Source organism: Fictibacillus sp. b24 (assembly GCF_030348825.1).
GTDB lineage: Bacteria > Bacillota > Bacilli > Bacillales > Fictibacillaceae > Fictibacillus.
This window is the reverse complement of sequence record NZ_JAUCES010000005.1, coordinates 2,821,367-2,847,893: the sequence shown is the minus strand read 5'-3', so window position 1 is coordinate 2,847,893 and position 26,527 is coordinate 2,821,367. Positions and strand designations below refer to the sequence as shown.

The following is a 26,527-nucleotide window of genomic DNA, read 5'->3' as shown; positions in this document are numbered from 1 at the left end:
ACCAGTTTTGGTGGAAAAGGATTAGACGACGGCTAAATCAAATATATAATTAGATTAAAAGTATGCTGTGACGTAGTATGTTGGTAAAAAAGGATAATTACATATTAATAACCAATTGTTGATGAGCAAAGTAAAGAAGAATAGTGATAAAAATGAAATCAGACCGAGTAGACATTCAATAGGGACAAATTATTATTGTAGGGTGATAAGTCGATGATAGGAATAAGTATAGCAACGAAGTGGGAATATGAAGCGGCATTGGGATATTTCGGCATAAAAGATAATGAACGTTTCGGTTATCCTTATGGCGAGTATTTCATAAGAACAATTAATGATTCCGAACTTGTTTTTTATAGTACAGGTGTAAGAAAAGTAAATGGTGTGGGTGGTAATCAGTATATGATTTCTAAATTTAATTTAACTAAAGTAATCGTTGCTGGAACATGTGCAGGAATAGATGATAAGTTCAGTAATTTGGATATTTTTGTACCCCATAAAGCTGTTCAATATGATTGCACAGTAAAAGAAATCGAGCCTCTTGTTAAACAATCTTTTATAGTTGATATTGATTTATCAAAATATGGAAATGGATTTTATACCGGAACAATCGGCACATCTGATAAAGCAGTAGTTATGTGGAAGGACTATTTAGAACTAAAAGAAAACGAAATAACAATAGCCGATACAGAAGCGGGTGCAATTGCTTATATCTGTAAGAAGAATGAAGTTGAGTGTATTATTATTAAAGGAATATCTGATTTTCCAACAGATGAAAGAAACTCTGATAAATTCGAATCAAACATTGAACAAATTAATGTTTATTTAGAAAACACACCCAAAGTTATGAACAAAATATTTGGCGAATATTTAAAAAGATTTATTTAAAAAATGTTATTGATATAAAAGGGTACGATTACAGAATGAAGCTCTGTCCAATTGCAATCAATAAAAATGCTAAAAGCACTGCGATTGAACTGCAGTGCTTTTTCGTTTGCTAATTTATATGCGATTATAACTTTTTGTACTCCAAAGAGAACCCGTTAGACTATGATGCTATTTCTCTTTTTATTATATTCTTTAGTTCACTGACGCTCAGAATCTTTTTCATAGGCAATAACGATAAGATTTTTGTTCGACTGACCACGTAATTTCTCTTCAAAATATTGCAGCTCACTAACCAGATCTTCTGATAGATTGGCCGCAGCATATTCTTTATTTTGATCCATGCTTATCAACTCTCCTTTTTACCACTATTCTTGCCAGGAGTGTTATGAAATAATCGAAAAGCAAGGATCGAATGATAAAAAAGAAGGAGAAACCATTTATATGAAAAGAGTAGATGTTACATATGTACTTCTCTTTGATGAGACAGGTGAAAAGGTCTTACTGGTAAAGAATAAAGGAAAAGGTGCTTCATACTACACACTTCCTGGAGGTGCAGTCGAACCTGGAGAAACCCTTGAGGAAGGCGCTAAACGTGAGGTAAGAGAAGAAACAGGTTTAGAAGTAGAACTTCAAGGTATCTTTTCTGTGAATGAAGCTTTTTTTGAAGATAGAGGACATCACGCTATTTTCTTTGTATTTAAAGGTAATATCATTGGTGGAGAAATTGGAATCTCTTTTCCAGAGGAAATTGAAGAAATCACTTGGATGGATGCTGAAACAGCAGAACAATATGTTCATTTACGAAGTGATGTGAAAGGATTAATAAAAAACGCAACTTCAGTACCTTATATCCTTCGATAAATCTCATGAAATAAAAGGTGACACATGGACAAACCGATGCAATCCCATTTCGAAAATCTAAACTCACCCGACAGAAACGTTCAATACGAAGCGTACAACCAAATCATTGCGGCTACTGAAAAACCGGTCGATTGGGCTTACGAAGTCTGGGATCAGTTGAAAGATGATCTTGATGATCCTGACAATCACCGCAGATCAAGGGCGGCACAATTTCTCGCGCATTTAGCAATTAGCGATCCTGAGAAAAAAATACTGAACGATTTTCCTGCCATTTGGAATGTAACCTATGATAAAAAGTTTGTGACCGCTCGCCATAGCTTGCAATCAATATGGAGAATCGCCCTTGCTGGCAGTGAACAAAAAGAGATGGCAGTTAATCATCTGGTCGATCGCTTTCATGCTTGTGAAGAAGAAAAGAACTTCACGTTGATTCGAAACGATATCCTTCAAGCCTTACGAAACTTGTTTAACGGAATACAAGAAGATGATATAAAACAAACAGCTTTGAATTTAATCGAAACGGTAACAGACGCTAAATACAAAAAGAAGTATCTAGCGATTTGGAAATAAATGAAGAACGCAATAAACTATGAAAAAAGTCCCGGATTCACTTATGATCATTTGAACCAATCAACCTATTTCACAACCTTACCAATTTCTTTACACTTTATCTTATTATCGATTTAAAGTATAAAAAGGAGTGGACAGGTTGAAAGGGAGCAAAATTTTGTATGGGGTTTTATCGTTAGTATTGATTGGTTTTCTGGCGTTTTCTTTACACGATTCTAGTCATCCAGAAACGATTCAAGCGAAAGAAACGAACGCACTAAAGGGACAATACCATCTTGATGAGGTTATTAAAATCTATGTGCCATCGACATACGATGTAGATCAACCGATCGATAACACGCCTTACGTGAATCAGTCACTGGAGACGTTCTCTAAAATGTTTGGTGGGGCAACGGCGGTCGAAGGAACAGGAGCATGGGTGTCGGAGGACGATCAGCTTGTAAAAGAAAAAGTTACGATCGTTTATAGCTTTGCTGAGAATCTAGATAAGAAAAGCATCAATGCTGTGGTCGCGTACGCAAAATCTTTGAAAGAAGACATGAAACAATCAGCGATATCTTTAGAAGTAGACGGAAAGATGTATTTTATCGAATAGAAAAACGCTGCAAGGGTCTGACCCCTCTGCAGCGTTTTATTTTTTCATTCCCAGTTGCTGATAATAATATTTGCCAACATGATTGACCTGAGCATTGAAGTCATTTCTTCCGTTTTCTTTAAAAGAAGGACCACAGCTCGAAGACGTCACCTGAATGACGGAGTACTTAATATCTTCACCGTTTTTACCATTAAAGGCACCGTTCGAGCCAAGACTGATACATTGGTCATTGATCTCTTTACGTTTGCCGTTCTCATCCACGTAATAATACTTATCATTCACAACACCGTAGATCATATCTTTTGTGGACGTGAAATAAACACCGTACTGACTAATCTCCGTATTTTCTAACTCTTTCAACGTCTTTTCCTTTACGGGAATCACTGTATAGCCATCTTCCTTTTTTAACGCAGGCTCGTCGGGCATATTGTAAAACGTAAAGATGGATCCTTCAAAGCCCTCAGGAATCAGGAAAATGTTTTTTGTTGTTTCTTGTTTGTTGAACCCGCAGCCTGCTAAAAACAGTATGGACACAACGAAAATCATATATTTTTTCAAGGCTTTCACTCTTTCAATGAATTTCTTTTATTGTATCATTCTATCCAAAAATACAATAACAAGTAGCCCCAGTACACAGAATTGTTAAGGGTTATACAAAAAATACCAAAAGTCAATTTGTATTGTATAATAGAGATACAGAAATTTACAATCAGGAGGCGAAATCATGACCACATTATTATCGAGTCAAGTACAATATACAGAAACTGAGTTATTGAAAATTTTAAATGACATCAAAAGTGGACAAAAAAAGTGGGGCGAAGAAAATAAAAAGGCGATTGTGGATGCGATGATCACTCACATTGGTTCCCCAACCAGTGATTTAAGAGAGCTGGTGTACCGATCTTTTTGCGAGTCAATCATAGAAAATCAACTGGATCATGAGGTATTAAAAGAACTTATGGATTATAGCTTAAGTAATCTATTACATAAAGGGATCGGCGAGAATGGAACGGATTCAGTCTTCACAAGAGCGTTTACGACCCTATTAATTGATGTCATCATCTACAAAGACAATGAAGCAGATTTTCTGCCTCAAGAAACTGTAACGAAAGCAAAAGATGCGGTTATTCAATATATTCACTTGGAAGAAGATTTACGTGGATACGTTCCTGTAAAAGGCTGGGCTCATAGTGTAGCGCATGTTGCTGACACGTGTGGTGAGCTGCTGAAAAGTGACAAGGTGTCTCAGAAGGATTATTTTAAAATCATAGAACCCCTTCTGAAAAAGTATTGCAATGCGCAAACGGTGTTTGTGCATGGAGAAGATGATCGCGTGGTAATGCCGGTTCTAGCGATGTTGAACAAAGGAGTCGGGGGAGAAGAATTAGAGGCATTCATTGCAGAGATTCCAGCCAATCTAAAAGCACAAAAAGAAGAGTTAGCACCTGAAGTGTATTGGTATGTGATGGCTAACTGCAAATCTTTCTTGAAGAGTCTTTATTTAGGCGTTTCTGCCGATGAGAAGTATGGTTCTTTGGCAGAAGCTATAAGAAACAGTTTGTCAGAGATGTAAAAACAAGAGGCTGACTCAAATTATGAGTATAAGCCTCTTTTATGTACACGCTCGAAGCACAGTTTAAAGATATGTCCACACTGGAAATACGATTGAAATTATTTACGAGGTAATTCCATTTTTATACGAGGTAAAGTTTAATAATTCCGTAGATAACACCTATAATTACGCACATAAAAATTTTATCCGATTTTCGACAAACTCGCCGCTGATCAACTCACACCAAATCCCAATGCTCCTTTCCCCATACATGCATCTGTTTCAAAATCGGCATTAACGTTGCACCTAACTCAGTCATCGAGTATTCCACTTTTGGTGGCACGGTGTTATAAGCTTTTCGAGAGATAAAACCATCTTCTTCAAGTTCTTTCAGCTGCTCTGTGAGCACTTTATGTGTGACACCAGGCAACAAACTCCGCAATTCGTTATAGCGCAGCGTACCGTCTTCACCTAAATGCCAAAGAATTACGGTCTTCCATTTACCGCCGATCTTCTGCAGGGTATATTCAATGGAACATTTTAATTTGCCATCTTTATTTAAAGGTGTATTCAAATTTAATCCGTCCTAACTTACCTCCAGGATAGTATGTCACTTAAAAGTGCGTTCTTACATACGAGAGGTGTGTCTGGGTATAATGATTCCTGTAATCAACAAAAACAAGGAGGAATACAAATATGCCAATCTATCCTAGAACATTCTCTCATATCGGGCTGTCTGTGCCAAACTTAGAGGACGCCATCAAATTTTACAAAGAGGTCTTTGGATGGTACGTCATCATGGAGCCTTCTGATGTAGAAAATGATGATACGCCGATCGGACAAATGTGCCGTGATGTATTCGGGAACGACTGGGAAACATTCCGAATTGCTCACTTAGCAACAGGTGACAAGATTGGAATCGAGTTGTTTGAGTTCCCGCACAATGAGAAGCCAGAAAACAACTTCGAATACTGGAAAACGGGATTATTCCACTTTTGTATCCAAGATCCTGATATTGAAGGGATCGTCGAAAAAATTAAAGAGTATGGCGGAAAGCAGCGCATGCCGATCCGCGAATACTATCCTAACGATAAACCTTACAAGATGGTGTATGTAGAAGATCCGTTCGGCAACATCTTTGAGATTTACACACATAGCTATGAGCTTACTTACTCACAAGGAGCTTATTAAATAAGGAGAAACGGCTGACATTAAGTTCAGCCGTTTTTTTCATTGCACAGACTTTCAACAAAAAGAAAAGACTTAAATTTAACGCAGCACTTCTATAAGCTATTAAATAAGACGATTGGAACGGAGGGAATAGCTGATGAAGAATTTTAAAGTAGAACTGCCAAAGATTCATCCAGGATTCAAAGAGGCAAAGTTTCGCGATATTTATCAAGACGAAGATCCATACCTTTTGGAAAGCTCCCTGAACGGTGACTTTATTGAAAATGAGGACGTTGAAAAATTAGCCCTGTCAAAGGTGACGTTTAACAATGTGACGATGATGGATTCTAGCTTTTACAGAGTGGACATGACGGACGTCGTTTTCGAAAACTGTGATCTTTCCAATACGAGCTTTAAAGAAGGCATTCTGTTCAGAGTGTTATTTAAAGATTGTAAGTTGATGGGGATGGATTTAGAAGAAGCCAACCTAAGGAATGTGACCTTTGAAAACTGCAAGTTGGACATGAGTGGTTTTGTGGATGCAGATCTAAAGCCCGTTATATTTGAAAACTCGTCGCTCAAAAGTGCGAACTTTTATGGGACGAAATTAAGTAAAGTGAAGTTTAACCAGTGTAATCTAGACGATGCTGATTTTACAGAAACAGAGTTGACCGGTATTGATATTAGCACGTGTAAGTTAGAGAACATCAACGTAGACATCAAAAGTTTGAAAGGCTGCATCGTATCCCGTGAGCAAGCCATAGGATTTTCAACACTTCTAGGTCTAAAAGTAAGAGAAGAATAATGACATAGTAGGAATAAAAACACTTTATTTCACATGGGAAATAAAGTGTTTTTTTATCTCCACCTAAAATGGATAAATATGTTAAAATTATTAAAAAGCGAACATACGAGGAGTGATGGAATGAAGGAGAACTTACTGGCTGGCTGGATTGCTGCATGGTTTGCCCTAGTAGGTCAGTTAGTGTTTTTTACCATAGTCGCAACTTATACGGGTGAATGGCGCTATGTGATGTGGAGTTTCATAGTGAGTATGGCAGCAGGAGTACCGAGTATGATACACGTATGGCAGGCTCAAAAAAAAGCAAATTTAAAAAGCTAACATAAAGATTCGGTAATGCTTAGAGATTTTTCTCTAGGCATTTTTTGTTTGTTCATCACCAGCATCTTTTAAACAAAATTAACCCAAATGCTTTTGTGTATTTCTTACTATAAATTGTTCATTCCAACCCGTATACGCGCGTATTTTAAAATTGAATCGTTCTAAAGACCTATAAAATTAACCCGATAGCTACTCCTCTCTAATACTACTAAGATAAAAATATATTAATATTTAGAATAATCAAACGAGATGAGAAAGAGGTTAGAATTATGGTCGTCACCAAGCTTGCAAAAAAGTCAGTCGTCCTTGCCCTGTCAACAGGATTACTTTTATCACCTCTCAGTTCCAATTCTTCTAAGACCGTTAATGCAACGTCCTGGAAAGCAGAAGACATTTTATCATCGTTAACTGCAGAACAAAGACAAGCCCTAAAGCAATTAGAACTGAATAACCAAAGAGGACTTCAAGGGTTTCAAGACAGCGAACTGAATTCGGAAGAGGAAATCTCCGTTATCGTAGAATTTCATTCAAAACCTAGTCATGTTGCTGTTTTAGAAGCAAAAATGAAAGGAAAGTCACTCAAAAAAGAAACTGCTCAAGCACAAGTGGATCAAGAGCATAAAAATTTTAAAGAAGATGTAGAGAAGCATTTAACGATTAAAGGGAAAAAGAACGCACCGAGAATTACTAGAACGTATAAATCAGCATATAATGGCGCAGCGATTACACTGCCTGCAAACCAAGTAGAAGACTTGCTCAAATCAAAATCAGTAAAAGCTGTTTATAAAAACATTACATATACGGTGGACCCCGTTCAAAAACAAGAACTGCCAAGCGATGTAGAGAGGGAAATCACAACGTCTGTTGAAAGTCTTCCATACCTAAAAGTGGACAAGCTTCATGAAGAAGGGATTACGGGGGAAGGCATAAAAGTTGGGGTTCTCGATACAGGAGTAGATTACAATCACCCTGATTTAGAAGACGCGTACAAAGGCGGATATGACTTTGTAGATAACGACGCTGATCCGATGGAAGCAACGTACAAAGATTGGGAAACTTCTAAGAAACCGGAGTATAACGGCAGCAATTCTTACTATACGTCACACGGTACACATGTATCTGGAACGATTGTCGGACAGAACGAGAATGATAGTGAAGTTTCAGTAGAAGGTGTGGCACCAGATGCTGATCTATACGCCTACCGTGTTCTCGGCCCTTACGGAAGCGGAGCATCTGAAGGTGTTATTGCTGGAATCGATAAGGCTGTTCAAGATGGAATGGATGTAATAAACCTTTCTCTTGGAGCCGCTGTAAACGACCCTTACTATCCAACAAGTACAGCACTTAATTATGCGGTACTAAACGGTGTAACAGCAGTCGTTTCAGCAGGGAACAGCGGACCGAACGGGTATACACTTGGGTCACCAGGTACGGCAGCGCTAGCTTTAACCGTTGGGGCAAGTGACGTACCTGTCTCACAAACTACTTTTACAGGGAAAGCAGGCAGCTGGTCTACAGATCTTGTTAGCATGGCGCGCAGCTTCTCTAGTACATTTGCTAGTTTAGAAGGAACGACACTTGAACTAGTAGACGTAGGACTTGGGAATAAAGCAGACTATATCAATAAAAATGTGCAAGGCAAGATTGCATTCGTAAAGCGTGGGGACTTCAGCCTTAACGATAAGGTAAAGTTTGCGAAAGAGAACGGTGCAAAAGCAGTTATACTGTACAACAACGTTGATGGTCATATTGGCTTTAACTTAGGTGAATCAACGGATTATGTACCAGCGTTCTCTATGACCAAGAAAGCGGGAGAAGAACTAAAAGCAGCTATAGGGAACGGAAGTCAATTCACGTTCAGCAACTTGAAAGAAAGCTTCACAGAAGGTGATAAACTGGCAGATTTCAGTTCAAGAGGCCCCGTTAACGGAAACTTTGAAATGAAGCCAGAAATCGTAGCGCCGGGAGTGAGTGTGCTATCCACGTTCCCGTCTTACATGGTAAACCATCAAACACCAGAAAACTATAAATATGCGTATGCCCGCTTAAACGGAACGTCTATGGCATCTCCATTTGCGGCTGGTGTTGCGGCATTATTACTAGGGGAAAACCCAGATCTTGAGCCAACAGAAATCAAAACCATTCTCATGAACTCAAGTGACGAGATGAATGAAGATTACAGTGTATTTGAAGTAGGTGCTGGACGAATTGATCCTTACCAAGCGCTTCACAGCGAAACCAAGATTACAGTGCAAGATGAAACGTTGGTTCCGAACGGGGATAACTTAGTTACGATTAAGAATCAGACGGGAGGACTTAGCTTTGATAAACAAGTCGTAGCTGAGAACGCTTCTGTAAAAGTAAAGAAAACAATCAAGTTCACAAACCAAAGCGACAAGAAAAAGACGTTTGATGTACAAGTCGTTGATAACGTACAACCAGGAACAAATAGCTTAAAAGAAAACGGCGTAGAAGTAGAGGTAGAAAGCACGATTAAAGTAACACAAAATGCAGTTAAGAACGTGAACGTAGCTTTAACGCTTCCAGGTACAGCTGAAAAAGGACTTTATGAAGGCTATCTAATGATTACAAACAGCGAAGATCAAACAGAGAACTACCGTGTACCGTTCAGCTTTAAAAAATCGCAGCCTGGTTTTGATAAACTGGAGTTGCTGTCACATGCCCTAACACCAAGTTATTACAACCATGCCTTTGATGGATATCGAACAACGCAGTTGATGTCAATGTTCAATTTAGGTTCTCCTCTTGAAACACTGGATATCATCTTACAAGATGGTAAAACAAACGAGGATCTTGGACTAGTGGGTACGGTTAACATGACCGCAGCACTAACAGATCGCGATTACTTCCTGCAAACGTTCAACGGAAACTATTACAAATTTACAGGAAATAAGAAAAATCCGGTAGCAACTGAAGCAAGTATTGCAGAGCCAGGGCACTATAAATTAAAGTTCGTTTCAACGTTACCAAAAGGTAAACAGCAAACAAAGGTGGAAGACATCTTCGTTGATATTGAAACACCAAAAGTAAAAAGTTCTCTAGATGGAGATTCACCGTTCCTTGAATACAAACCAGGGCAAGCTACTTATCCGTTTGAAGTGGAAATAACAGATGACAATGTGGCAACTATGCAGCAAGACGTTGATCAATCATCCAACTTTGCTGTCTATACGTACGGATTTCCGTTGCCAAACGGTCCAATCCGACTGGACAAGAACGGAAAGTGGATCGATGAAGTAGCGATGAATGAAAACGCTAAGTCCCTTTCCTTTAACGTAATCGGATATGATGCAGCAGGGAACCAGGCAAACTGGAAGGAATACTTATTCGTAAAAGAAGGAACACCAGTAACCTACGCAAAACATAATGTAGAACGTGCCCGCTCTGGGGATGTCCTAAATGCTTCTCTTGTTATGGATAACTTAGAAGGTGTGAGAGAAATTACGTGGAACTTTGCCAACCCAGGCATTCAGCATGTTTACTTGCAAGAGGCAAAATTAACAAACGCTTTTAAAGATAAAGCAACAATTGAAGTAAATGGTGATAAGGTTAAAGTGAAGTTCAATGAAAATCTAAAATTTGATCGTTCCGAAGTAGTAGATGTAATAGTGAAAGTACAAGACGAGCTTTTCTATCCGATCGGCTACATTAATCCGACAGCGATTTTCGTAGATGAAAACGGTCAAACGATAAATTTACTAAACGCAGGAAAACGCTATTTGTTGAAGCCAACATTCAACCGTGTACAAGCGAACCTTGGACCAGAGGGGTATGTCGTGGAAGGCGGAAACTTTATTGGGAACCGTGACTGGACAAAGGTAGGGGCAAAGATCAGTGTATCAAATGGTGACTACCAACTAGACGCTTCAAATATGTTTAGCGGCAATGCACGGTTGAATATTGAACCACTGCCACTTAGCAACGAAAAGTATACATTTGAAGTCAATGTGCCAGGACACTTTATTACAAAACAAAATAATAAGTTTGGATTTGAATACAAAGGGGTCCTTTATGGGAAGTCAGAAACAATTAACATTCCTCTTGTAGCGGGTGACGTCAACCAAGACAACGTGATTGATGTGAAAGACGCGATTGCAATTCAAGACGCATGGGGCTCAAATAACCGCGCAGCGGACATTAACTTTGACGGCACGGTAAATGCAAAAGACATCGGTTTTGTTCAAAAAAATTACCTAAAGCAAAACACATCCGTTAACAATGCACCAACACCAGTTACAACGGTCGATGGCAAAACATTAGAAACTATTTTAAAAGAATTAGGACTGTAAAAAACGACAGCTCACGATCCTTTAGGTTCGTGAGTTGTTTTTTGTGATAAACTCCAAAACAAAAAGGGTTGAGTCTTTTGTTAGCGAATAATACAATTCAACAAATACGAGGAGCTGGTTACCTGTGTGTGGGATTTGAGTCAATACAAGCAAAATTTGAAGCGAGAGATCGCGATCTTCCGAAGCAACGGAACATCTTGATGAGAGCCATTGAACAAGATTTGTTCAACGATGAAAATGTGTTAGCCGTTTTTTACGGTGGTTCAATCGGTAACCAAAACACCGATCTCTATTCCGATATTGATCTGAGAATCGTTGTAAAAGATGAAGTGTTCGAGGAGTATCGATCACGCAAAAAAGAAAGAGCAAAGAAGTGGGGCACCGTCCTTTTCTATGAGGATTTCCCTTGGACAACGTATAGCGTTGCTCATTATGATAGCTTTATAAAAGTAGATACGTTTTATTATAAAAAGAGAGATCTTCAGCCATCCGTTTGGCTGCAACATATAAAAATCGTTCACGATCCGGAAACACTAGCAGAGCTGGTGAGGCAGAAATCTCTTCAGCTATCCTATTCACCAACAGCGGAAGAAGTTGAACTGTGGCGAACGAAATTCTTTGCCTACGTTCATGAAATCTATCGGCGCGTCATGAGAAACGAAATCTATTATGCGTTAAGTTGTTTGGATAACTTGCGCTTTTCTATGGCAACAGGCTGGTATATGGCTAAAGGCGCCCAACCGAACACGTTTGGGGACTGGGCAAAGATAGAAGGGAAGAGAAGTCAGCTTGCAGATTGGCAAATAAATCTTCTTCAACAATGGCACAGCAGCCGTGAAGAAATCTTCAGCGTTATGAAGAGCATAATCATAGAGTTTAAAAAAGTTCATAAAGAGTTATGTGAAATAGTCGACATAAAGTATGACCAACGTTGGGAAGAAACAATATTGGACTTGGTATTAAAATGAATTTTAATATAGGCGGTGAGTTTTATGGAATATGCAGGATCCTGGTTTCCACTCTTAGGTTTTTTCACATTTATTTTGCCGATTGGTATAGCTGTTTTTGTACTCGTGATGCTCTATCAAATTAACCATTCGTTAAAACGGATTGCAAATAAATTAGAAGAAAAATAGTGGTTGTGGTTACTAGACATACAGTCATATAAAGGGTTTAAAAACACTTGGGGGCTATTAAAACGTGAACATTCATTTTACAAAAGTCATTGAACCAACGGAAACGTTTGTAAAAGCATTAAACCGCTGGGAAAATGACCCTGCTATCGTTCCATTAACTCGGCCTCATAAAAACAAAGCTGAATTGGAAAGCAAAAGGCAAATTACATCGGAAGACTTAATGGCAAGATTAGAATTTCATAAAATTTATCTTATACTCATGGATGATCAATTGGTCGGTGAAATGAATTATATGGTGGATCCACCTCATCTTTTAAATCGCAAAGAGCAAGGGACAGCTTGGATTGGAATTACGATTGGAGAGCCAGAAGGCAGAGGGAAGGGTGTTGGTTATCGAGCACTAGGATACCTTGAAGATGAGATTAAGAAACAAGGACTGCGTCGCATTGAACTAGGTGTGTTTGAATATAATGACCAAGCACAAAGACTATACAAAAAGTTAGGTTATCAGGAAATTGGCCGTATTGAAGACTTTACATATTGGAAAGGGAGGATGTGGTCTGATATACGTATGGAGAAGTATTTATAAAGAAATAGTTTGAAGAGGGATCTCCTGTATTAGAGATCTCTTTTTCTATTTTTTGAAAAGGTGGGTTGTGTAATGTGTGACTCTTCTATATTACTTCTTAACCATCTTCTCCAACAATGAAACAGTGAAGAAGATTACTAGTGTTACACCAATTATGATGGCTGCTGAATTGGAAATGAAGTTGAAATCCAACTCATGTACGATCTTGGACTCTTCCCCATAATAATTCAAGTATTCCGTACTCTGACCCTGATAATCTAAAGTAAAGTAGGAAATGATTCCTCCAAAAATTAAGCCACATAAAACACATAACAAACCCTTTTTCATAAAGGACCACCTCATTTCTTTCTTTTTTGTATCTAGTGTACATACATATGTTATTATACCATTATATTCCATATTGTTTGTATGAAGTACACTAAGATGTATAAGGAGGTTTATATGAACGGTGGAGCTTTGTTTGGTCTTGTCTTGTTTTTTAGTCTCATTATCTTCAACTATTTACCTTATACGTTAAATGTAAAATATAAGACGCCGTATTGGCTATCACAGGCATCATTATTTGTTTTCTTGGTCCTATTGTCGCTTCAACAACGGGTTCTTTTTTATTAAGAGAGGCAAAGAGTGAGGGCAGTGATGGTTTCGGCGCTGGGATAGCTGGTGCCATAATAGCCTTAGTTATTATCGCTAATGGAGTTCTTTATATTATTGGGAGTATTGTTGCTGGAGTAGAAAGATATTTTAAACAAAGAATTAAAGAGAAAAAACAAACCAGCTGACACCACAGCTAGTTTATTTACTAACATCTATTTCTGTCTCATAATGTTCTGAAATCGTGAATTGATCATCTATCAAAATATAGGGATGCGTTTTCAACAAGATGGTTTTAAGGTGATCGGGCATTCTCTCTCCTTCATATGCGCAAATTAGAGGGAAGGATAGGAGATTCACTGCTTCGTCCACAATTCTCTCAAGATCCTCGATAAGATGAAGAGGGTCTTCCATTGTTGCCCATTCAACATGTGCCCATGATCGAAAAGAGAGATTATTATCTATGTAGGGCTGTACCGCTTTACAGAAGTACTCGTATATAGCAGGAGGATGATAACTGCCACTTGAATAATAAAAATCAAAGTTGTTAATATGATGAACAAATTTCATTTGGTCAGGCGTTAAACGGATGCTAAGTTCTTTATGCAATAGCCTATAGATTCGTTCATTTTCAATAACAATAACGTATTCGCCTAAAGAAATGCCATCTTGAATAAAGCCTACAATTTGTTCTAAATAATTCTTTAAGTCATCGTATGAATAAAGAACATGCACACTTTTTTGTTCTTCAAACAATTTTTTCATTTTATGTTTCAAATGATCACCCCTTCTTTCCTGTAGTTGTTTCTATTTTACTAGGTTTCTATGACTAAAGCTAAAAAAATATTTTAATAGTGAATTTTTAAAAAATAAACTGATGGTAGCTATGAAGGACTTAAATATTTTTTTAAAGGTACATTTTTATAGTAACACCCATTATTCTTATTATTTCATGTGTTTTGCCTAGTTTTCTTTTAGGCAGTAAAGAGTAAGGGTAATTGAGCACATAGTTTGATTGAGTTAACTGGTTTATTTTGGAATAATTGATATTGGGCGTGATCGGAAAAAAGTTAATTACGAGTGAGGGGAATAAAAAATGACAGGTAAAGTAATAGGATTTGAGTTAAGCAGTCAGGAACCTGAAAAAGCTGTAGAATTTTACTCTAAAGTATTTGGTTGGGAGTTTGATGGTCCTCAATGGGATTATTGGGCGATGAATAATGGTAAAGGGGAAAGCAGCGGAATAAGTGGGGGAATAGGAAAAGGTCCTTATGATCATCCTCATGGAACACGTATTCAGATTGAAGTAGATGTGATTGAGGAAGCCATTTCTAAAGCAAAAGAAAATGGGGCATTGGTCGTTAGGGACAAGATGGAATTTGATGAGTTTTACCTTGCTTATTTAGTGGACCCTACAGGAATTGGTTTTGGTCTTGTACAAAAGAAATAAGAAAGGATGAGGTTTCTTGTTTCAAAAAGTTATGAGTGAAATGCAAGTAAAGAATGTAGGAGAGATAAAATTAATAGGCTACAGAGTAATTTGTGCTGGTGAGAAGTATATAGAAGAAATTCCGAATGCTGCAGAGTTATTGAAGCAGAGAACAAATGAAATAAAAAATGTATTGAATGCTGGTCAACAAATAGGAGCATTCATTGTAGATGCACCGTCTCCTAAAGAGGATGGGTATTGGATTTGTGTTCAAGTCAGTCAATATGAAACCATACCAGAAAATATGGTTGCTTTAACAATACCTCCGCAGAGATACGCTACTATTTCTCACAAAGGACCAAATGTGCAAATAAGAAATTCATATGAACACTTACATACATGGATAGCAGAACAAGGATATACACGTACAGATGAAAGCTGGAACTTGGAAATTTATCAAATAGATAATAATCCTGAGAATCCGCTTGATGTTCGAGTTGAGTTATATGATTCCATTTTGTAACCCGAAACATTACCAAGACACTTAAGACAAACGCCCAGGAATATGGGGCGTTTGTTTTGTGTTAACTTGATTTTCTCACGCTGTTATTTGTAACTGCACTTTCCTTTCGAACAAAGGAATGTTTAAGGAAATACAACCCTGGCAGGACGATAGTCACCCCAATGAATAAGTAAGCCACTTTCGTACTGATTCCTAGAAAAGGGGAAGATGCGAACAGAATTCCCAGTGGCATCGTGATACGTAAAAAAAGCAAACGAACTGAACTTAGTTGTGATAAACGTTCTCGCGGTGCTTCGCGCTGAAAGATCGCGGCACTTTGTGCATTGAATAAAGGAAACAATATACCCCCAATCAATTCACAGCCCCAAGCTAAAGGGATAGAGGGCACAAAGTACAAAAGTACGAAAGAGAAGCCCCCGCCTACTAACCCGATATACATCGTTATTGCGTTTTTAGGTAACTTTGTCAGCAGAACCATACCAAGCGCATATCCAACAGGAAACGCCCCAGCAAAAATAGCGTATTCCCACGGTTGCCCACTTAACTCTTCACTGATAAACGGCACGTTCAAAACCAATGTTGCTCCTACTGCAAATTGTACAGTTGATGAAAGTAGAGTGAGTCTGAATAACTGTGGAAATTGAAAGAAAGTACTGTAACCAGCCTTCATCTCATTCCACCAAAACTTTTTAGACCAGGTGGCAACTTTTGTTTTGCTCAATTGTGGAATACGAGAAAGTGACAGATAGCTAAGCAAGAACATGGAACTCGATAATCCGTAGATAACATGTAGAGGACTGACTAATAGAAGCAGGGAAGTAACACCAGGTGATATAAAGCTCATTAGTCGAAGGGTTCCATCTAATAAGCTATTCGCTGCAACAAGCTCTTTCTCTTTACAAAGATCTGGCAATAGGGAGAAAGAAAGACTAGCATAAATCGGCTGCAGCAATCCTAACATACATTGCAGGATGACTAATCCTGCTATCGTGACTAGATCAGAGCCGCTAAGGTAACCGATTAAAGGCAGAAGATAAGCAGCCGAACGAATCAGCTGTATATTTTTTAGCATTTTTTCTTTTATGACATGATTTAAAAAGGGAGAGCTAATTCCTTGAAGGATCAATGAAGGCAGAAAGTAAACGAGCCAGAGCGCTCCCATCCATTCTTTAGAGCCTGTTAGCTCATACAATAATAGCCCGTTTACAATTCCACCAGCAGCTCCTCCGAACTCGGAGATAATTTCTCCGACCCAGAGGGCTTTGAAGGATTTTGTGTATTTTGTTAGATTCATAGTTGTTCACCGAGATATTGGTTAAGTCGCTTAGAGAATGATTGAATGTTTGCGTTATTGGCGGAATAGATGCCTTTTTCAACCTTCACAAATTTAGCGGCTTTTAAGAGTGACAGCTGATGATGCAGCGTTGTTTTTGAAACGTTGAACTGCACAGTTAATTCTTGCAGCGACAAAGGTCCTCTTATAAGCTGGTACAATAACTTTAATCGCAGTTCATCACCCAATGCTTTATGACCATGAACAAGCTCTTGAGGCGGAGTACCCGGTTCAAGCAGTGCTTCTTCATTTAAAGGGTAAAAGAGCAGCTTTGTATCAGACGTTCGTTGTTCCAAAATCCAAGGACGGTACGAGACGTGTGGAATGAGTTTTATCTGCCAAATTGAAGGTTCAGGCAGATACTTCGCGCCACCCGTAATGCGTTCGATCTCTTTTACCGGTTTGCCCGCATCTATGTAACCAGGCTGTTTCTTTTCAAATGCAAGAGCCTGCATCCACTTTTCCCACTCCACCTGTTGCCTGATCCACTCGTACCACTCAGACATCGTCTCAACAAATAATTCAATAATTTCGCAACGCTTCTTTTTGCCAAGCGTTTGGACATAACCCTCTAAATATTCATGATTCTCAAAAAGAGACGCATAGTGAAAAAAGCTATCCGTATTTTCATAGTTTCTTGCTGTTTCCTTTCGCGATGTCTCGTGAAAACGATCCTTATAAGGTAATAGCGTTTCGTAAAACACTTCAGGCTCCAACTCAGAAACGGCATTCGAAAAATCTTGAACAGTAGATGCGGACAGATGATTCTGCATCACGAGCAGCCCGTACCATAAATTTGTTTGTTCCATTTCTTTTAAGTTGTTTACTAATGTTGTAGTCATAGAGGATTTATTGTCTGCCCATTTTTCATCTGATTCAAAAGTGTGGCGTAACTTGGAATGGGTGTAGCCGGCAATGCCTAAAGCAATCTCCCAAACAGGAGAGAACTCGATTGATATAGAAACTTTTTCTTGCGGGAGCGGCGAATAAATGTTTTTCATGGTTACCTCCATGTGTAGTAGTTAAGATTATTCTAAAATAAACGAATGTTAAATTCAATATATTTTGAATTTTAATACATTGTATATATTCCATTACTTTGAAATAATTGAAATTGTATACATAAAGATTAAGCAACGTAAAACGTGGATCACTGCGCGATTGTGTAACAAATATAAGATCACGTACCGTAAATTTACTTACATAAAAAAAAATCATTTTACGCATCACAAAAATTTAAATCCTTTTAAAATACATTTCGTCTTACTGATTGAGGTGATAAATATGCCTGAAGATGAACAGCTGGTGAAAGAGGTAGTAGCCGGCAGTCAAGCGGCGATGGAAGTCTTAACACGAAAATACTATAAGCAAATCTTCGCCTATGTTTACCGTAAAGTAGGAAACAGGGAAACGGCCTATGACTTAACACAGGAAATTTTTATAAAAGTGTTTCAGCGAATTCAGTCGTATACGAATAAGGGCAAGTTTTCTAGCTGGTTATACACTCTAGCCGTCAACCATTGCAGGGACTATTGGAGAAGTGCGGATTATCGCCAGACATCAAAGCAAACAGAACTAAATGAAACCCTCGTTTGTGAACAAAATAATGTACCTTACATATTTGAACGGAAAGAAACGAGAGAACAGGTGAAGTCAGCGGTTAACAGCCTGCCTGAATATCAAAGAGAAGTGCTGATCCTAAAGTATTTTCATCATATGAAGATCAAAGAGATTGCTGATGTGACAGAAACGAATGTTTCCACGGTTAAATCCAGATTGCATCAAGGATTAGGGAAATTAGCAAAACTATTAAAGCGAGGTGTTGAAGATGAGAAACAGAAATCCACACCAACCATCAGATAGCGAAATGGATAACGAAATTGAGTTTCTCGAGCTGGAATTAGAAGACGTACTGGATGAATATGATGTTGAGTTTCCAACAGAAGATGAAATCATGATGACAATCAATGCGATTAGGCCATACGTTCCCGTAAAAGAAAACAAATGGAGCTCTGCGCTACAGAGCGTGGTTGACATTACAAAACATGCTTACAAAGAAGTCTTTTATATGAGTTCATTATTCTGGATCGCTAACGGACTATTATTTCTGGTTGCTTTATCAGGGGTTTTGTTAAGTGAGATTAACCCCTATGTCATGATGATGACGCTTGCCCCAATTCCTACAATTACGGGATTAATTGAGGTAATCAAAAGCAGGAATGAAGGCATGGCCGAGCTCGAAATGTCATACAAGCACAGCTTTCAAGAGATCCTTCTTTCAAAAATGTTAGTTGTGGGAAGCTTCAATCTTGGACTCAATGTATTACTTACAATAAGCCTTGAGCTGCTTAGCCACGAACTGATGGTTTCAAAGCTGATGTTATATTGGCTGACTCCGTTTACATGTGTTACAGCTCTATCGTTATTGCTCGTGACAAGGTTCAGAAAAATCTATGCCGTAACGGTCGGAATTGTGATTTGGTTAGGTGCTAGCACGCTGCTCGCTCAACCGCTAATGATCAAAAGAATGGAAAGTGCACCAGTCGAAATATTCGTCGCTTTAATCGCAGTGGCAGCAATCGTTGGACTGTTCCAAGCCGCCAACATTTATAAAAGGGGTGTAACATTTGAAATTAACCATCAATAAATTGACCAAAAGCTTTGGCGATAAAAAAGCTCTGAATGAAATCAACTTGGAACTGACAACAGGTGTATACGGAATACTCGGTGCCAATGGGTCGGGGAAAACAACGCTGATGCGCATACTGGCGAACGTGATGAAACCGAGTTCAGGTCAAATCTATTTGGACGGGCAAGACATCACAATTATGGATGGGAAGTATCGTGATCTGATCGGCTATTTGCCGCAGCATGTCGGCTTTTATAAAAACTTTTCAGCAGAGAAATTTTTGAAATATGTAGCGGCTTTAAAAGGACTGCCAAAAGAGGAAACAAACGAAAAAGTGGAAGAAGTATTGGAGTTAGTTGGCTTAGCTAATCATCACCGTGAAAAAATTGGAGGATTTTCAGGAGGGATGAAGCAGCGTATTGGAATTGCACAGGCGCTGCTCAACGATCCTAAAATCTTAATTGTCGATGAACCAACAGCGGGTCTTGATCCAAAAGAACGAATCCGGTTTAGAAATCTATTATCGAAAATCTCTGCCAATCGAATTGTCATCTTATCCACTCACATCGTTTCAGATATCGAATTTATCGCGAAAGAAGTTCTGATCTTAAAAGAAGGTCAGGTTGTGAAAAAAGAAACACCTCAAAGATTATTAAAGGGTATTGAGGACAAGGTGTGGACGCTCCTGATTGACGATGAAAAAGAAGTAACGAAATATCAAGCTGACTATCGAGTGGGTAACATAGCGCGAATCGATAATAAGTACCAGCTCAGAATTCTTAGTGATCATCAGCCAGAAGACGATGCCGTTCATGATGTTCCGAATCTAGAGGATTTGTATTTATACTACTTTGATGAGGAGGAAACAGCATGAGGCAGCTGTTGAAATTTGAACTCTACAAAATTTTTAAGCAGCGAACCATTTATCTGACTTTTTTTCTTCTCCTCTTATTTACAACGGGTTTTACTTACAATTACACGCCCGGCTGGGAAAAAGACATGTATCGAGAGTGGGAAGGCCAGTTAACGGCAGAAAAGGTGGAACTCGCTGATAAACAAAACACAAAGTTTAATGAGATGGTGGAAAAAAGGATAGAAGAAGGTAAAGAGACTCTAAATGGTGAGTTTGTGAATGAAAGGGAACATACTCAGGGCGTTATTTATGAAATGATTGCATTCATAAAAGGGTCAGAAAGGCAGATGGAAAACAGATATCAAGAGATTGAGCAAAAACAGGATTACAATACTGAGCTTGAAAAATCTATGATTCAAAAAGTAGATGTGTCTAACTTTGCTTATAATAGAGGACCCACAAAGATTATTGAATACACAAGTCTATACTCTATTCTCATAACCGGCTGCATGCTGCTTATCGGACTTTCTGCTACCTATACTAAAGAATACAGTTCAGGTGTGGATCAATATATTCTAAGTTCGAGTAAAGGCCGAAGCAGCTTACTTTGGTCTAAAGTTCTCACTGGGTTTATTTATACGGCATCCGTTGTCATCGCCTGGGAGATCTTTAACCTAACCTGGAATGGAATTCAGTATGGATTTTCAGGATGGTCAACGCCTATACAAAATATATTTGAGTATTATTTTTCGCCATACAGCTTTACGATGTTAGAATATCATCTGATTCAATTAAGTTTTCATCTACTGGCAGCCTTAAGTTTTGCTCTATGCATCATTTTGGTTTCATCGTTCTGTAAAAACGCATTAACTTCCTTCTTTATTAATGGTGCTATCTTGGCCGTACCTTTCATGATTGTAGGCGGAATGACCTTGCCGAACTGGATCGAGTACCTGTTCAGCTTCTCGTTTTTCTATATCATGCAGGTTGAGTTTTTCTTTGCTCACTTTCATACGATTAATCTGTTCGGACTGCCATTGCTATATCCTATAGTTGCACTTATTTGGCTGGCAGTTTTATCGTTCGCATTTGTTTTTGCAGCGAAAAGAATGATTCAGCAAAAAGAAGTAACTCTGTAATAAAGATATAAGTCGATTCCCTTGTGTGAAACTGCACGAAGGATTTCAAATGAAAAACCAAACCGCTCTGGTTTGGTTTTTGTTATTTTATTAATCATTTCCGAAAAAAGCTGTTAATAAAGAACCTCTTTCAAAAAATTCTCCAATGTGGTCATTTCCGTGATTCTTTTGTTACAGGCCTGACTATCCACGCATAAATAGTTTCCGATTGCTTTATAGTAATCAGGTGAAGCGTTCGCTGGTTTCGATTTTGTTATCGCTGAAAATAACGCAACGTCTCCAATACCATTGCATAAAAAGCAGATCCCTTTATTTGCTGGGGTGAATCGACCTTGTATGCCTACTAATTGTCCGTTCAGATAATAAACGAGGAACAATTTATTTGTTGCGATATCAACCCAGCCAAGGTAACTAATCAGGCGAAAATCAATTACATCGATATTCGGCATTTTTAACTTTTTATTTTTAGGGAAAAGTTTGTTAATCTGTTTTCCTGAAACGGGTGTGAATTCTTTTAAATAAGGTTCCAAAGAATTTAGGTAGTGTTGGGAGTCTTCGGTTTTACGTAAGTTTAGCACCTTATCTACCACTTCTTTTTGAGATTCTGAAATCCCTGGAAAAGCTTCTAGAATTTTAGATTGAACACTCGCCTCAACGGCTTCTATTACTTTCGGGTCAGCCCCATTGCTGCAGGCATGCTGCAACTGTCCGATTTGTTTTTTTATGAGGTTATATTGATGGTTTCTAATGAATGGTGAATTCACTGCATTCAGCTCCTTATTTTTAATAAAAAGAGAATAAGGTGCAAAGCCATTCTTAGAAACGAATACTCATGTTCGGGCGAAAAACTTACTTAAACAGTACGCCCATACAAAGGATCGCCCCTATTAGGCTTTGCATGAGCAGCGTCTGATTCCGGCAAAATGATTTGCCATTTCTACCAGCCTCCATTCACCACCATTATAAAAAAATGAACATCTTGTATGCAATCAATTAAATTCCTGAATGTTAAAAAATCACATAATTCAGTTTAAGCAGATTGATTTACAACATGATTGAAAAGGAGTAAGGTCTTAACTAATCTTTAGTTAGTAAAAAGGAGTGTGCAAGAATATGAACACTAATTTTTCCAATATATATATCAATGGTGAATGGAGAAAAGGAAGAAGCGCCAGCAAGATGGTAAACGCCAATCCGTTTACTGGAGAAGAACTCGTTACGATTCAAGCCGCAACGAAGGAAGATTTAGACGGAGCGTATGAAGCAGCTAGAATTGCGCAATTAGAATGGGCGAACGAGCTTCCTCAAAACAAACGCGCTGTATTAGAAAAAGTTGTTGAAGTGATGCAGGAGAATGAAGAGTTCATTTTAGACTGGATCATTAAAGAATCAGGCAGCACGTATATGAAGGCTATTTCAGAGTTCCGAGCTTCACTCAATATATTGAAAGAAGCGACGACGTATCCGTATCGTATGGAAGGTTTGATCATGCCTTCGCAAACAGCAGGTAAGGAAAATCGAGTATATCGAAATCCGCTAGGGGTGATTGGAATCATCAGCCCATGGAATTTCCCGTTCCATTTGGCGATCCGGTCCATTGCACCTGCCATTGCGACAGGAAATGCAGTCGTTATTAAACCAGCGACAGATACACCTGTTACAGGAGGACTCATATTTGCAAGTATCTTTGAAGCAGCTGGTCTTCCAAAAGGACTTATTAATGTTATTGTTGGACGGGGCTCAGAAATTGGTGATGAAATCGTAACTCACCCGACACCGCGTCTTATCTCGTTTACAGGGTCTACAGAAGTTGGCCGCCATATTGGTGAACTTGCTGGTAAGAACCTGAAAAAGACTGCACTTGAATTAGGAGGCAACAACGTGTTTATCGCGTTAAAAGATGCCGATATCAATCAAGCTGTAGATTCAGCGCTTTTCGGTAAATTTTATCACCAAGGACAGATTTGTATGGCGATCAACCGGATCTTTGTCCACAAAGAAATTTACGATGAGTTTGCAGAAACCTTTATAAAGCGCGCTAAGAATCTTAAATATGGCGACCCGTCTCGAAAAGACACAAACGTTGGTCCGCTGATCAATCGTGAACAAGTAGATCGAATATTAAAAGATGTAGAGGCAAGCGTTGAGCAAGGTGCGAAAGTCGCTTTAGGGGGAAGTGCAGAAGGAAATGTTCTGGAGCCGACTGTTCTAACGGACGTGAACAACGAGATGCCTCTTGCGAAAAATGAAATCTTTGGACCTGTCGCTGTACTCATTCCGTTTGAAAAGGATGAAGACGTGATTCAAATGGCGAATGCGTATCCGTACGGTCTTAGCGGAGCCGTACATTCAACGAATATTGAACACGCGACAAACATCGCGCATGATATTCACACAGGTATGATCCACGTGAACGATCAGTCAGTAAATGACGAACCACATATGCCGTTTGGCGGAGAAAAAGATTCTGGACTTGGCCGTTTTAACGGTGAGTGGGTGTTAGAAGAATTCACCACACTCAAATGGCTGTCTGTTCAGCGTTCACCAAGAAACTATGGACCGTTTATCAGTCAATTAAAATAAAGAGCGAGCAAAAAGCATTTCGGATTCGGAATGCTTTTTCTCTTCCTAATCCAAAACTTTCAGCAACAATAATTTGAACGTTTCATGATAAAATCGTATCAAGTCAGATTTATAAAAGGTGAACAAACATGCTTATAAATGATAAAGCCCGTGAAGATTTGTACAATGAAGTGGATGGCTTATCGGATGAAATCCTGAACAAAAAGCCTTCCGATCACGAATGGTCGATCAAGCAAATCCTTGAACATTTATATTTAATGGAAGGTGGAATCGGGAAAACGATCGCGCATCAACTAAAAAATGGGGAAGCTGTGAATGCCAGCTCAAAGCGCATCGAAGCAACGATTAATCGTGAAATTAAGGTTGATGCACCTGAATTCGCGGTGCCGAGTGATGAATTTGCGACATTAGAGGAATTGAAACATTCTTTGGCTGCCACACATCAAAAACTAAGGGAGATCGACAATACGACCGATGAAAAAGATTTAGATGAAAAAGGATTTCCACATCCTATATTCGGAGACATCAGCTTGAAGCAATGGATTCCATTCGTAGGATATCACGAACAACGTCATATCCTGCAGATCAAAGAAGTGAAAGAAAAGTTGGGTATTAAACTTTAAAAATTATTAGTAACGAGAGGCTGTCCTGAATTTTGGGGCAGCCCTTCTTTTTTGAGAGACGGATAACAATCAACAGCTGATTTTAACGGTTAGCCCTTATTTTATTCTACAAACGGTCCAGATCGTGGATAATGAGATTGTACATATGGCAAAATACGCTACGATTTTTTTATATTTAAAGTTTTTGATGTGAAAAATCACTTTCAGCACTTGGTTTATATCATTCCGTTCTTAGTTTAACAAAATCTTTTTTGTGAACGATTAGATTAATGTCCATTTCGAATCAATTCACTCTTTCATAACCTAATAGTGATAGGAGTGAATAATTTTATGAAGATGAATGAAGAATCAACTTGTCAACAGTTTGCAAGAATTATCGGTGGACAAGCTGGATTCGCAGGTGGAAAATGTGTGGCAACAATAAGTCGAGAAGATATTAATGCGACTATCATGGGAAAACAATTTAGAGTTACAACTTCTTTCTCATACGAATCTAGAGATCAAAGTGGAAGAGCTTTATGTCTAGGTAGGGTAGCACTCTTGCAAAAAGAAGTAGCGGAATTTGTTAGTGCAATTATTAATCAAGGAATAGAAGTTTCGTCAATACACAACGAGTGGTTGTTTGATGACCCAAATTTGATTTACGTTAATATTGAAGATGTTGATGATCCACTGAATTTTGCAATGAAAGTCAAAAGAGCGTTAAGATTTCTTTAATCGTATAGTTAGAAAATGCGCTTTTACGAGATACAGCTAACAGATTTGCATAGCTCAAAAGGACGAGCAGTTTTCCAATAGTATTTAATAAAATCATAAAGTAAATGGCCAGATATTTTGACTGATGTTATTAAACAAAAAACAGAACACTTAATAGAAGAATTCTCTATCTTCCACAAACGGATACTTTTACGAAAAACGTCCAGACAATCTCTTTTGAGGGAGAAACCGAGAAAAAACAACCCAAATTGCATAGTAATTAGCACTATGAATCGCAGCGTAATTCGTTGCGATTTTTTATTGGTATATAAGTGTTTTGGTTAAAAAACACCACTTTTATCACCTTAATTAGCGCTTCAATTCGCACACGTTTTAGCAAGATGACATTAACTATTGTCACGCTGCGTTTTGGAATGCGAATTCACCTTTCAAATGACCTACCATTTTTAGCAGAAAAGGATTAAAAGACAGCTCAATCGAATAAATAATAAGACAAAAAATATACAAACTCATATTAAACAAACGTGCAGGATTGTGGAAGAATAAAAAACTTGCCAATAAAAAGGAGAAATCAATGTTTGAATTTTTGGGTCAAGTACTAAACAAAATGCATGATGATAAAAAAAAATTAAAAACAAACACTGTCCTGTATGGGCACTTAGAAGAAGGACGTTGGCATACACATTTACAACCTCCATTACATAATGAAGATATTACTAAGTTTGAAGAGGAGTCAAAACGAGAATTCCCTGCTGAATATAAAGAGTTTTTGGCATTTAATAATGGGTGTTATTTGTTTGATATATTGAGAATTGCAGGTAAAGAAGCAGATACTTACAAGGGTTTAAGCATAGAAGAGGAAGGTCATTTAGCTTTTGATTTAAACACTATGGACAATTTATACAGAAGCAAAAGGACTCCTACGACCCACTTCATTTTCGCTGACTCATTGGTAAAAAACGCTTATTATGTAATTGATTCTGAGATGAGAATTTTAGAAATAGAAGTTAGAACAAAAAAAGTTATTAACTCATATGAAGATCTTAAGTCTTTTCTTAATGAAATTCTCATAGAAGGAAAAAGAAATATCAATGATGGAATATACTATGAATTTAAGTAAATAAATTATATGCTATTTATTCAACTATCGGGTGCGATTGCTGAAGAACAATGGCTTATTTTTTTTATTTTTCACCTCTAATGAATTTTAAAATATTATATGTTTTATTCCTTTTATAAAAGCGGTTTAATTCTAATATGTTTTGAACAGTAACAACAGAATTCCGAAAGCTGTGAAAAGAGGTGTTACTGAGAAG

The 26,527-nt window shown here is 38.1% G+C and carries 31 protein-coding genes; 23 read left to right on the top strand and 8 right to left on the bottom strand.

Translation table 11 applies throughout. The features are described from left to right. Positions 1-213: 213 nt before the first annotated feature. Positions 214-885, top strand: coding sequence for a permease (locus QUF49_RS14870; protein ID WP_289496428.1), 672 nt, complete (start codon positions 214-216; stop codon positions 883-885). Between the two features lie 197 nt (positions 886-1,082). Here the strand turns inward: QUF49_RS14870 and QUF49_RS14865 are convergent, their stop codons facing one another. Continuing rightward, the gene (locus tag QUF49_RS14865; protein ID WP_289496427.1) at positions 1,083-1,226 is read right to left on the bottom strand and encodes a hypothetical protein; all 144 of its coding nucleotides are present in this window, start codon (positions 1,224-1,226) and stop codon (positions 1,083-1,085) included. A gap of 100 nt (positions 1,227-1,326) precedes the next feature. On the opposite strand from QUF49_RS14865, the gene QUF49_RS14860 reads away from it, so the two are divergent. The 3 genes from QUF49_RS14860 (at position 1,327) to QUF49_RS14850 (ending at position 2,911) form a co-directional block, all read left to right on the top strand. Continuing rightward, positions 1,327-1,746: an NUDIX hydrolase gene (locus QUF49_RS14860; RefSeq protein WP_289496426.1), complete on the top strand. Its 420-nt coding sequence runs from the start codon at positions 1,327-1,329 to the stop codon at positions 1,744-1,746. A 24-nt stretch (positions 1,747-1,770) separates the two neighbouring features. Next, positions 1,771-2,316: a hypothetical protein gene (locus QUF49_RS14855; RefSeq protein ID WP_289496425.1), complete on the top strand. Its 546-nt coding sequence runs from the start codon at positions 1,771-1,773 to the stop codon at positions 2,314-2,316. 139 nt (positions 2,317-2,455) lie between these two features. After that, on the top strand, positions 2,456-2,911 hold the full coding sequence (locus QUF49_RS14850) for a DUF3574 domain-containing protein (RefSeq protein WP_289496424.1): 456 nt from the start codon (positions 2,456-2,458) through the stop codon (positions 2,909-2,911). A gap of 36 nt (positions 2,912-2,947) precedes the next feature. On the opposite strand, the gene QUF49_RS14845 is transcribed toward QUF49_RS14850, so the two are convergent. Beyond that, entirely contained in the window at positions 2,948-3,478 is a 531-nt protein-coding gene (locus QUF49_RS14845) for a DUF6843 domain-containing protein (protein ID WP_289496423.1), read from the bottom strand. A gap of 157 nt (positions 3,479-3,635) precedes the next feature. On the opposite strand from QUF49_RS14845, the gene QUF49_RS14840 reads away from it, so the two are divergent. Further along, positions 3,636-4,484: a DUF2785 domain-containing protein gene (locus QUF49_RS14840; RefSeq protein ID WP_289496422.1), complete on the top strand. Its 849-nt coding sequence runs from the start codon at positions 3,636-3,638 to the stop codon at positions 4,482-4,484. 217 nt (positions 4,485-4,701) lie between these two features. Here the strand turns inward: QUF49_RS14840 and QUF49_RS14835 are convergent, their stop codons facing one another. Continuing rightward, positions 4,702-5,037, bottom strand: a complete 336-nt coding sequence (locus QUF49_RS14835) for a winged helix-turn-helix transcriptional regulator (protein ID WP_289496421.1) — start codon at positions 5,035-5,037, stop codon at positions 4,702-4,704. A gap of 122 nt (positions 5,038-5,159) precedes the next feature. Between QUF49_RS14835 and QUF49_RS14830 the strand changes: the two genes are divergently transcribed. From QUF49_RS14830 to QUF49_RS14800, 7 genes are all read left to right on the top strand, one after another. Then, positions 5,160-5,654 (top strand): lactoylglutathione lyase family protein, encoded by a 495-nt coding sequence (locus QUF49_RS14830; RefSeq protein ID WP_289496420.1) that lies wholly within the window; start codon positions 5,160-5,162, stop codon positions 5,652-5,654. Between the two features lie 136 nt (positions 5,655-5,790). Continuing rightward, positions 5,791-6,438 carry a pentapeptide repeat-containing protein gene (locus tag QUF49_RS14825; protein WP_289496419.1) on the top strand — a complete coding sequence of 216 codons (648 nt, stop codon included), beginning with the start codon at positions 5,791-5,793 and terminating at the stop codon, positions 6,436-6,438. A gap of 120 nt (positions 6,439-6,558) precedes the next feature. After that, complete coding sequence (locus tag QUF49_RS14820; protein WP_289496418.1) at positions 6,559-6,756, top strand: hypothetical protein; 198 nt, start codon at positions 6,559-6,561, stop codon at positions 6,754-6,756. A 269-nt stretch (positions 6,757-7,025) separates the two neighbouring features. Further along, on the top strand, positions 7,026-11,066 hold the full coding sequence (locus QUF49_RS14815) for a S8 family serine peptidase (RefSeq protein ID WP_289496417.1): 4,041 nt from the start codon (positions 7,026-7,028) through the stop codon (positions 11,064-11,066). Positions 11,067-11,194: 128 nt separating this feature from the next. Beyond that, the gene (locus tag QUF49_RS14810) at positions 11,195-12,034 is read left to right on the top strand and encodes an aminoglycoside 6-adenylyltransferase (RefSeq protein WP_289496416.1); all 840 of its coding nucleotides are present in this window, start codon (positions 11,195-11,197) and stop codon (positions 12,032-12,034) included. A 24-nt stretch (positions 12,035-12,058) separates the two neighbouring features. Further along, positions 12,059-12,202 (top strand): hypothetical protein, encoded by a 144-nt coding sequence (locus QUF49_RS14805; protein WP_289496415.1) that lies wholly within the window; start codon positions 12,059-12,061, stop codon positions 12,200-12,202. Positions 12,203-12,266: 64 nt separating this feature from the next. Beyond that, the gene (locus QUF49_RS14800; RefSeq protein ID WP_289496414.1) at positions 12,267-12,791 is read left to right on the top strand and encodes a GNAT family N-acetyltransferase; all 525 of its coding nucleotides are present in this window, start codon (positions 12,267-12,269) and stop codon (positions 12,789-12,791) included. Positions 12,792-12,881: 90 nt separating this feature from the next. Here QUF49_RS14800 and QUF49_RS14795 read toward each other — a convergent pair whose 3' ends face one another. Further along, on the bottom strand, positions 12,882-13,118 hold the full coding sequence (locus QUF49_RS14795; protein ID WP_289496413.1) for a hypothetical protein: 237 nt from the start codon (positions 13,116-13,118) through the stop codon (positions 12,882-12,884). Between the two features lie 212 nt (positions 13,119-13,330). On the opposite strand from QUF49_RS14795, the gene QUF49_RS14790 reads away from it, so the two are divergent. Further along, the gene (locus QUF49_RS14790; protein ID WP_289496412.1) at positions 13,331-13,570 is read left to right on the top strand and encodes a hypothetical protein; all 240 of its coding nucleotides are present in this window, start codon (positions 13,331-13,333) and stop codon (positions 13,568-13,570) included. A gap of 13 nt (positions 13,571-13,583) precedes the next feature. On the opposite strand, the gene QUF49_RS14785 is transcribed toward QUF49_RS14790, so the two are convergent. Further along, complete coding sequence (locus QUF49_RS14785; protein WP_289496411.1) at positions 13,584-14,159, bottom strand: MEDS domain-containing protein; 576 nt, start codon at positions 14,157-14,159, stop codon at positions 13,584-13,586. 319 nt (positions 14,160-14,478) lie between these two features. Here QUF49_RS14785 and QUF49_RS14780 point away from each other — a divergent pair, with 319 nt between their 5' ends. Together QUF49_RS14780 and QUF49_RS14775 are read left to right on the top strand one after the other, a co-directional pair. Next, positions 14,479-14,832, top strand: a complete 354-nt coding sequence (locus QUF49_RS14780) for a VOC family protein (RefSeq protein ID WP_289496410.1) — start codon at positions 14,479-14,481, stop codon at positions 14,830-14,832. A gap of 31 nt (positions 14,833-14,863) precedes the next feature. Continuing rightward, positions 14,864-15,334 carry a GyrI-like domain-containing protein gene (locus QUF49_RS14775; RefSeq protein ID WP_289496409.1) on the top strand — a complete coding sequence of 157 codons (471 nt, stop codon included), beginning with the start codon at positions 14,864-14,866 and terminating at the stop codon, positions 15,332-15,334. Between the two features lie 61 nt (positions 15,335-15,395). On the opposite strand, the gene QUF49_RS14770 is transcribed toward QUF49_RS14775, so the two are convergent. Together QUF49_RS14770 and QUF49_RS14765 are read right to left on the bottom strand one after the other, a co-directional pair. Further along, entirely contained in the window at positions 15,396-16,628 is a 1,233-nt protein-coding gene (locus QUF49_RS14770; protein WP_289496408.1) for an MFS transporter, read from the bottom strand. After that, the gene (locus QUF49_RS14765) at positions 16,625-17,668 is read right to left on the bottom strand and encodes an ArsR/SmtB family transcription factor (protein ID WP_289496407.1); all 1,044 of its coding nucleotides are present in this window, start codon (positions 17,666-17,668) and stop codon (positions 16,625-16,627) included. The genes QUF49_RS14770 and QUF49_RS14765 overlap by 4 nt, the downstream gene beginning before the upstream one ends. Positions 17,669-17,951: 283 nt before the next feature. On the opposite strand from QUF49_RS14765, the gene QUF49_RS14760 reads away from it, so the two are divergent. Genes QUF49_RS14760 through QUF49_RS14745 form a run of 4 tightly spaced genes read left to right on the top strand, consistent with a single transcriptional unit; the run spans position 17,952 to position 21,288 of the window. Then, positions 17,952-18,530: an RNA polymerase sigma factor gene (locus tag QUF49_RS14760; protein WP_289496406.1), complete on the top strand. Its 579-nt coding sequence runs from the start codon at positions 17,952-17,954 to the stop codon at positions 18,528-18,530. After that, a complete protein-coding gene (locus QUF49_RS14755; protein WP_289496405.1) occupies positions 18,496-19,314 on the top strand; it encodes a hypothetical protein in 819 nt (272 codons plus the stop codon). Before QUF49_RS14760 ends, QUF49_RS14755 begins: the two co-directional genes overlap by 35 nt. After that, positions 19,295-20,170, top strand: a complete 876-nt coding sequence (locus QUF49_RS14750; protein ID WP_289496404.1) for an ABC transporter ATP-binding protein — start codon at positions 19,295-19,297, stop codon at positions 20,168-20,170. The genes QUF49_RS14755 and QUF49_RS14750 overlap by 20 nt, the downstream gene beginning before the upstream one ends. After that, positions 20,167-21,288, top strand: coding sequence for a hypothetical protein (locus tag QUF49_RS14745; RefSeq protein ID WP_289496403.1), 1,122 nt, complete (start codon positions 20,167-20,169; stop codon positions 21,286-21,288). Before QUF49_RS14750 ends, QUF49_RS14745 begins: the two co-directional genes overlap by 4 nt. Before the next feature lie 113 nt (positions 21,289-21,401). Here the strand turns inward: QUF49_RS14745 and QUF49_RS14740 are convergent, their stop codons facing one another. Then, positions 21,402-22,052: a FusB/FusC family EF-G-binding protein gene (locus tag QUF49_RS14740; RefSeq protein ID WP_289496402.1), complete on the bottom strand. Its 651-nt coding sequence runs from the start codon at positions 22,050-22,052 to the stop codon at positions 21,402-21,404. Positions 22,053-22,401: 349 nt separating this feature from the next. Here QUF49_RS14740 and QUF49_RS14735 point away from each other — a divergent pair, with 349 nt between their 5' ends. The 4 genes from QUF49_RS14735 (at position 22,402) to QUF49_RS14720 (ending at position 26,331) form a co-directional block, all read left to right on the top strand. After that, complete coding sequence (locus QUF49_RS14735) at positions 22,402-23,871, top strand: aldehyde dehydrogenase family protein (protein ID WP_289496401.1); 1,470 nt, start codon at positions 22,402-22,404, stop codon at positions 23,869-23,871. Positions 23,872-23,999: 128 nt separating this feature from the next. Then, a complete protein-coding gene (locus tag QUF49_RS14730) occupies positions 24,000-24,494 on the top strand; it encodes a DinB family protein (RefSeq protein WP_289496400.1) in 495 nt (164 codons plus the stop codon). A 330-nt stretch (positions 24,495-24,824) separates the two neighbouring features. Then, the gene (locus tag QUF49_RS14725) at positions 24,825-25,211 is read left to right on the top strand and encodes a DUF1259 domain-containing protein (protein ID WP_289496399.1); all 387 of its coding nucleotides are present in this window, start codon (positions 24,825-24,827) and stop codon (positions 25,209-25,211) included. Positions 25,212-25,785: 574 nt separating this feature from the next. Then, entirely contained in the window at positions 25,786-26,331 is a 546-nt protein-coding gene (locus QUF49_RS14720) for an SMI1/KNR4 family protein (protein WP_289496398.1), read from the top strand. Positions 26,332-26,527: the final 196 nt, after the last annotated feature.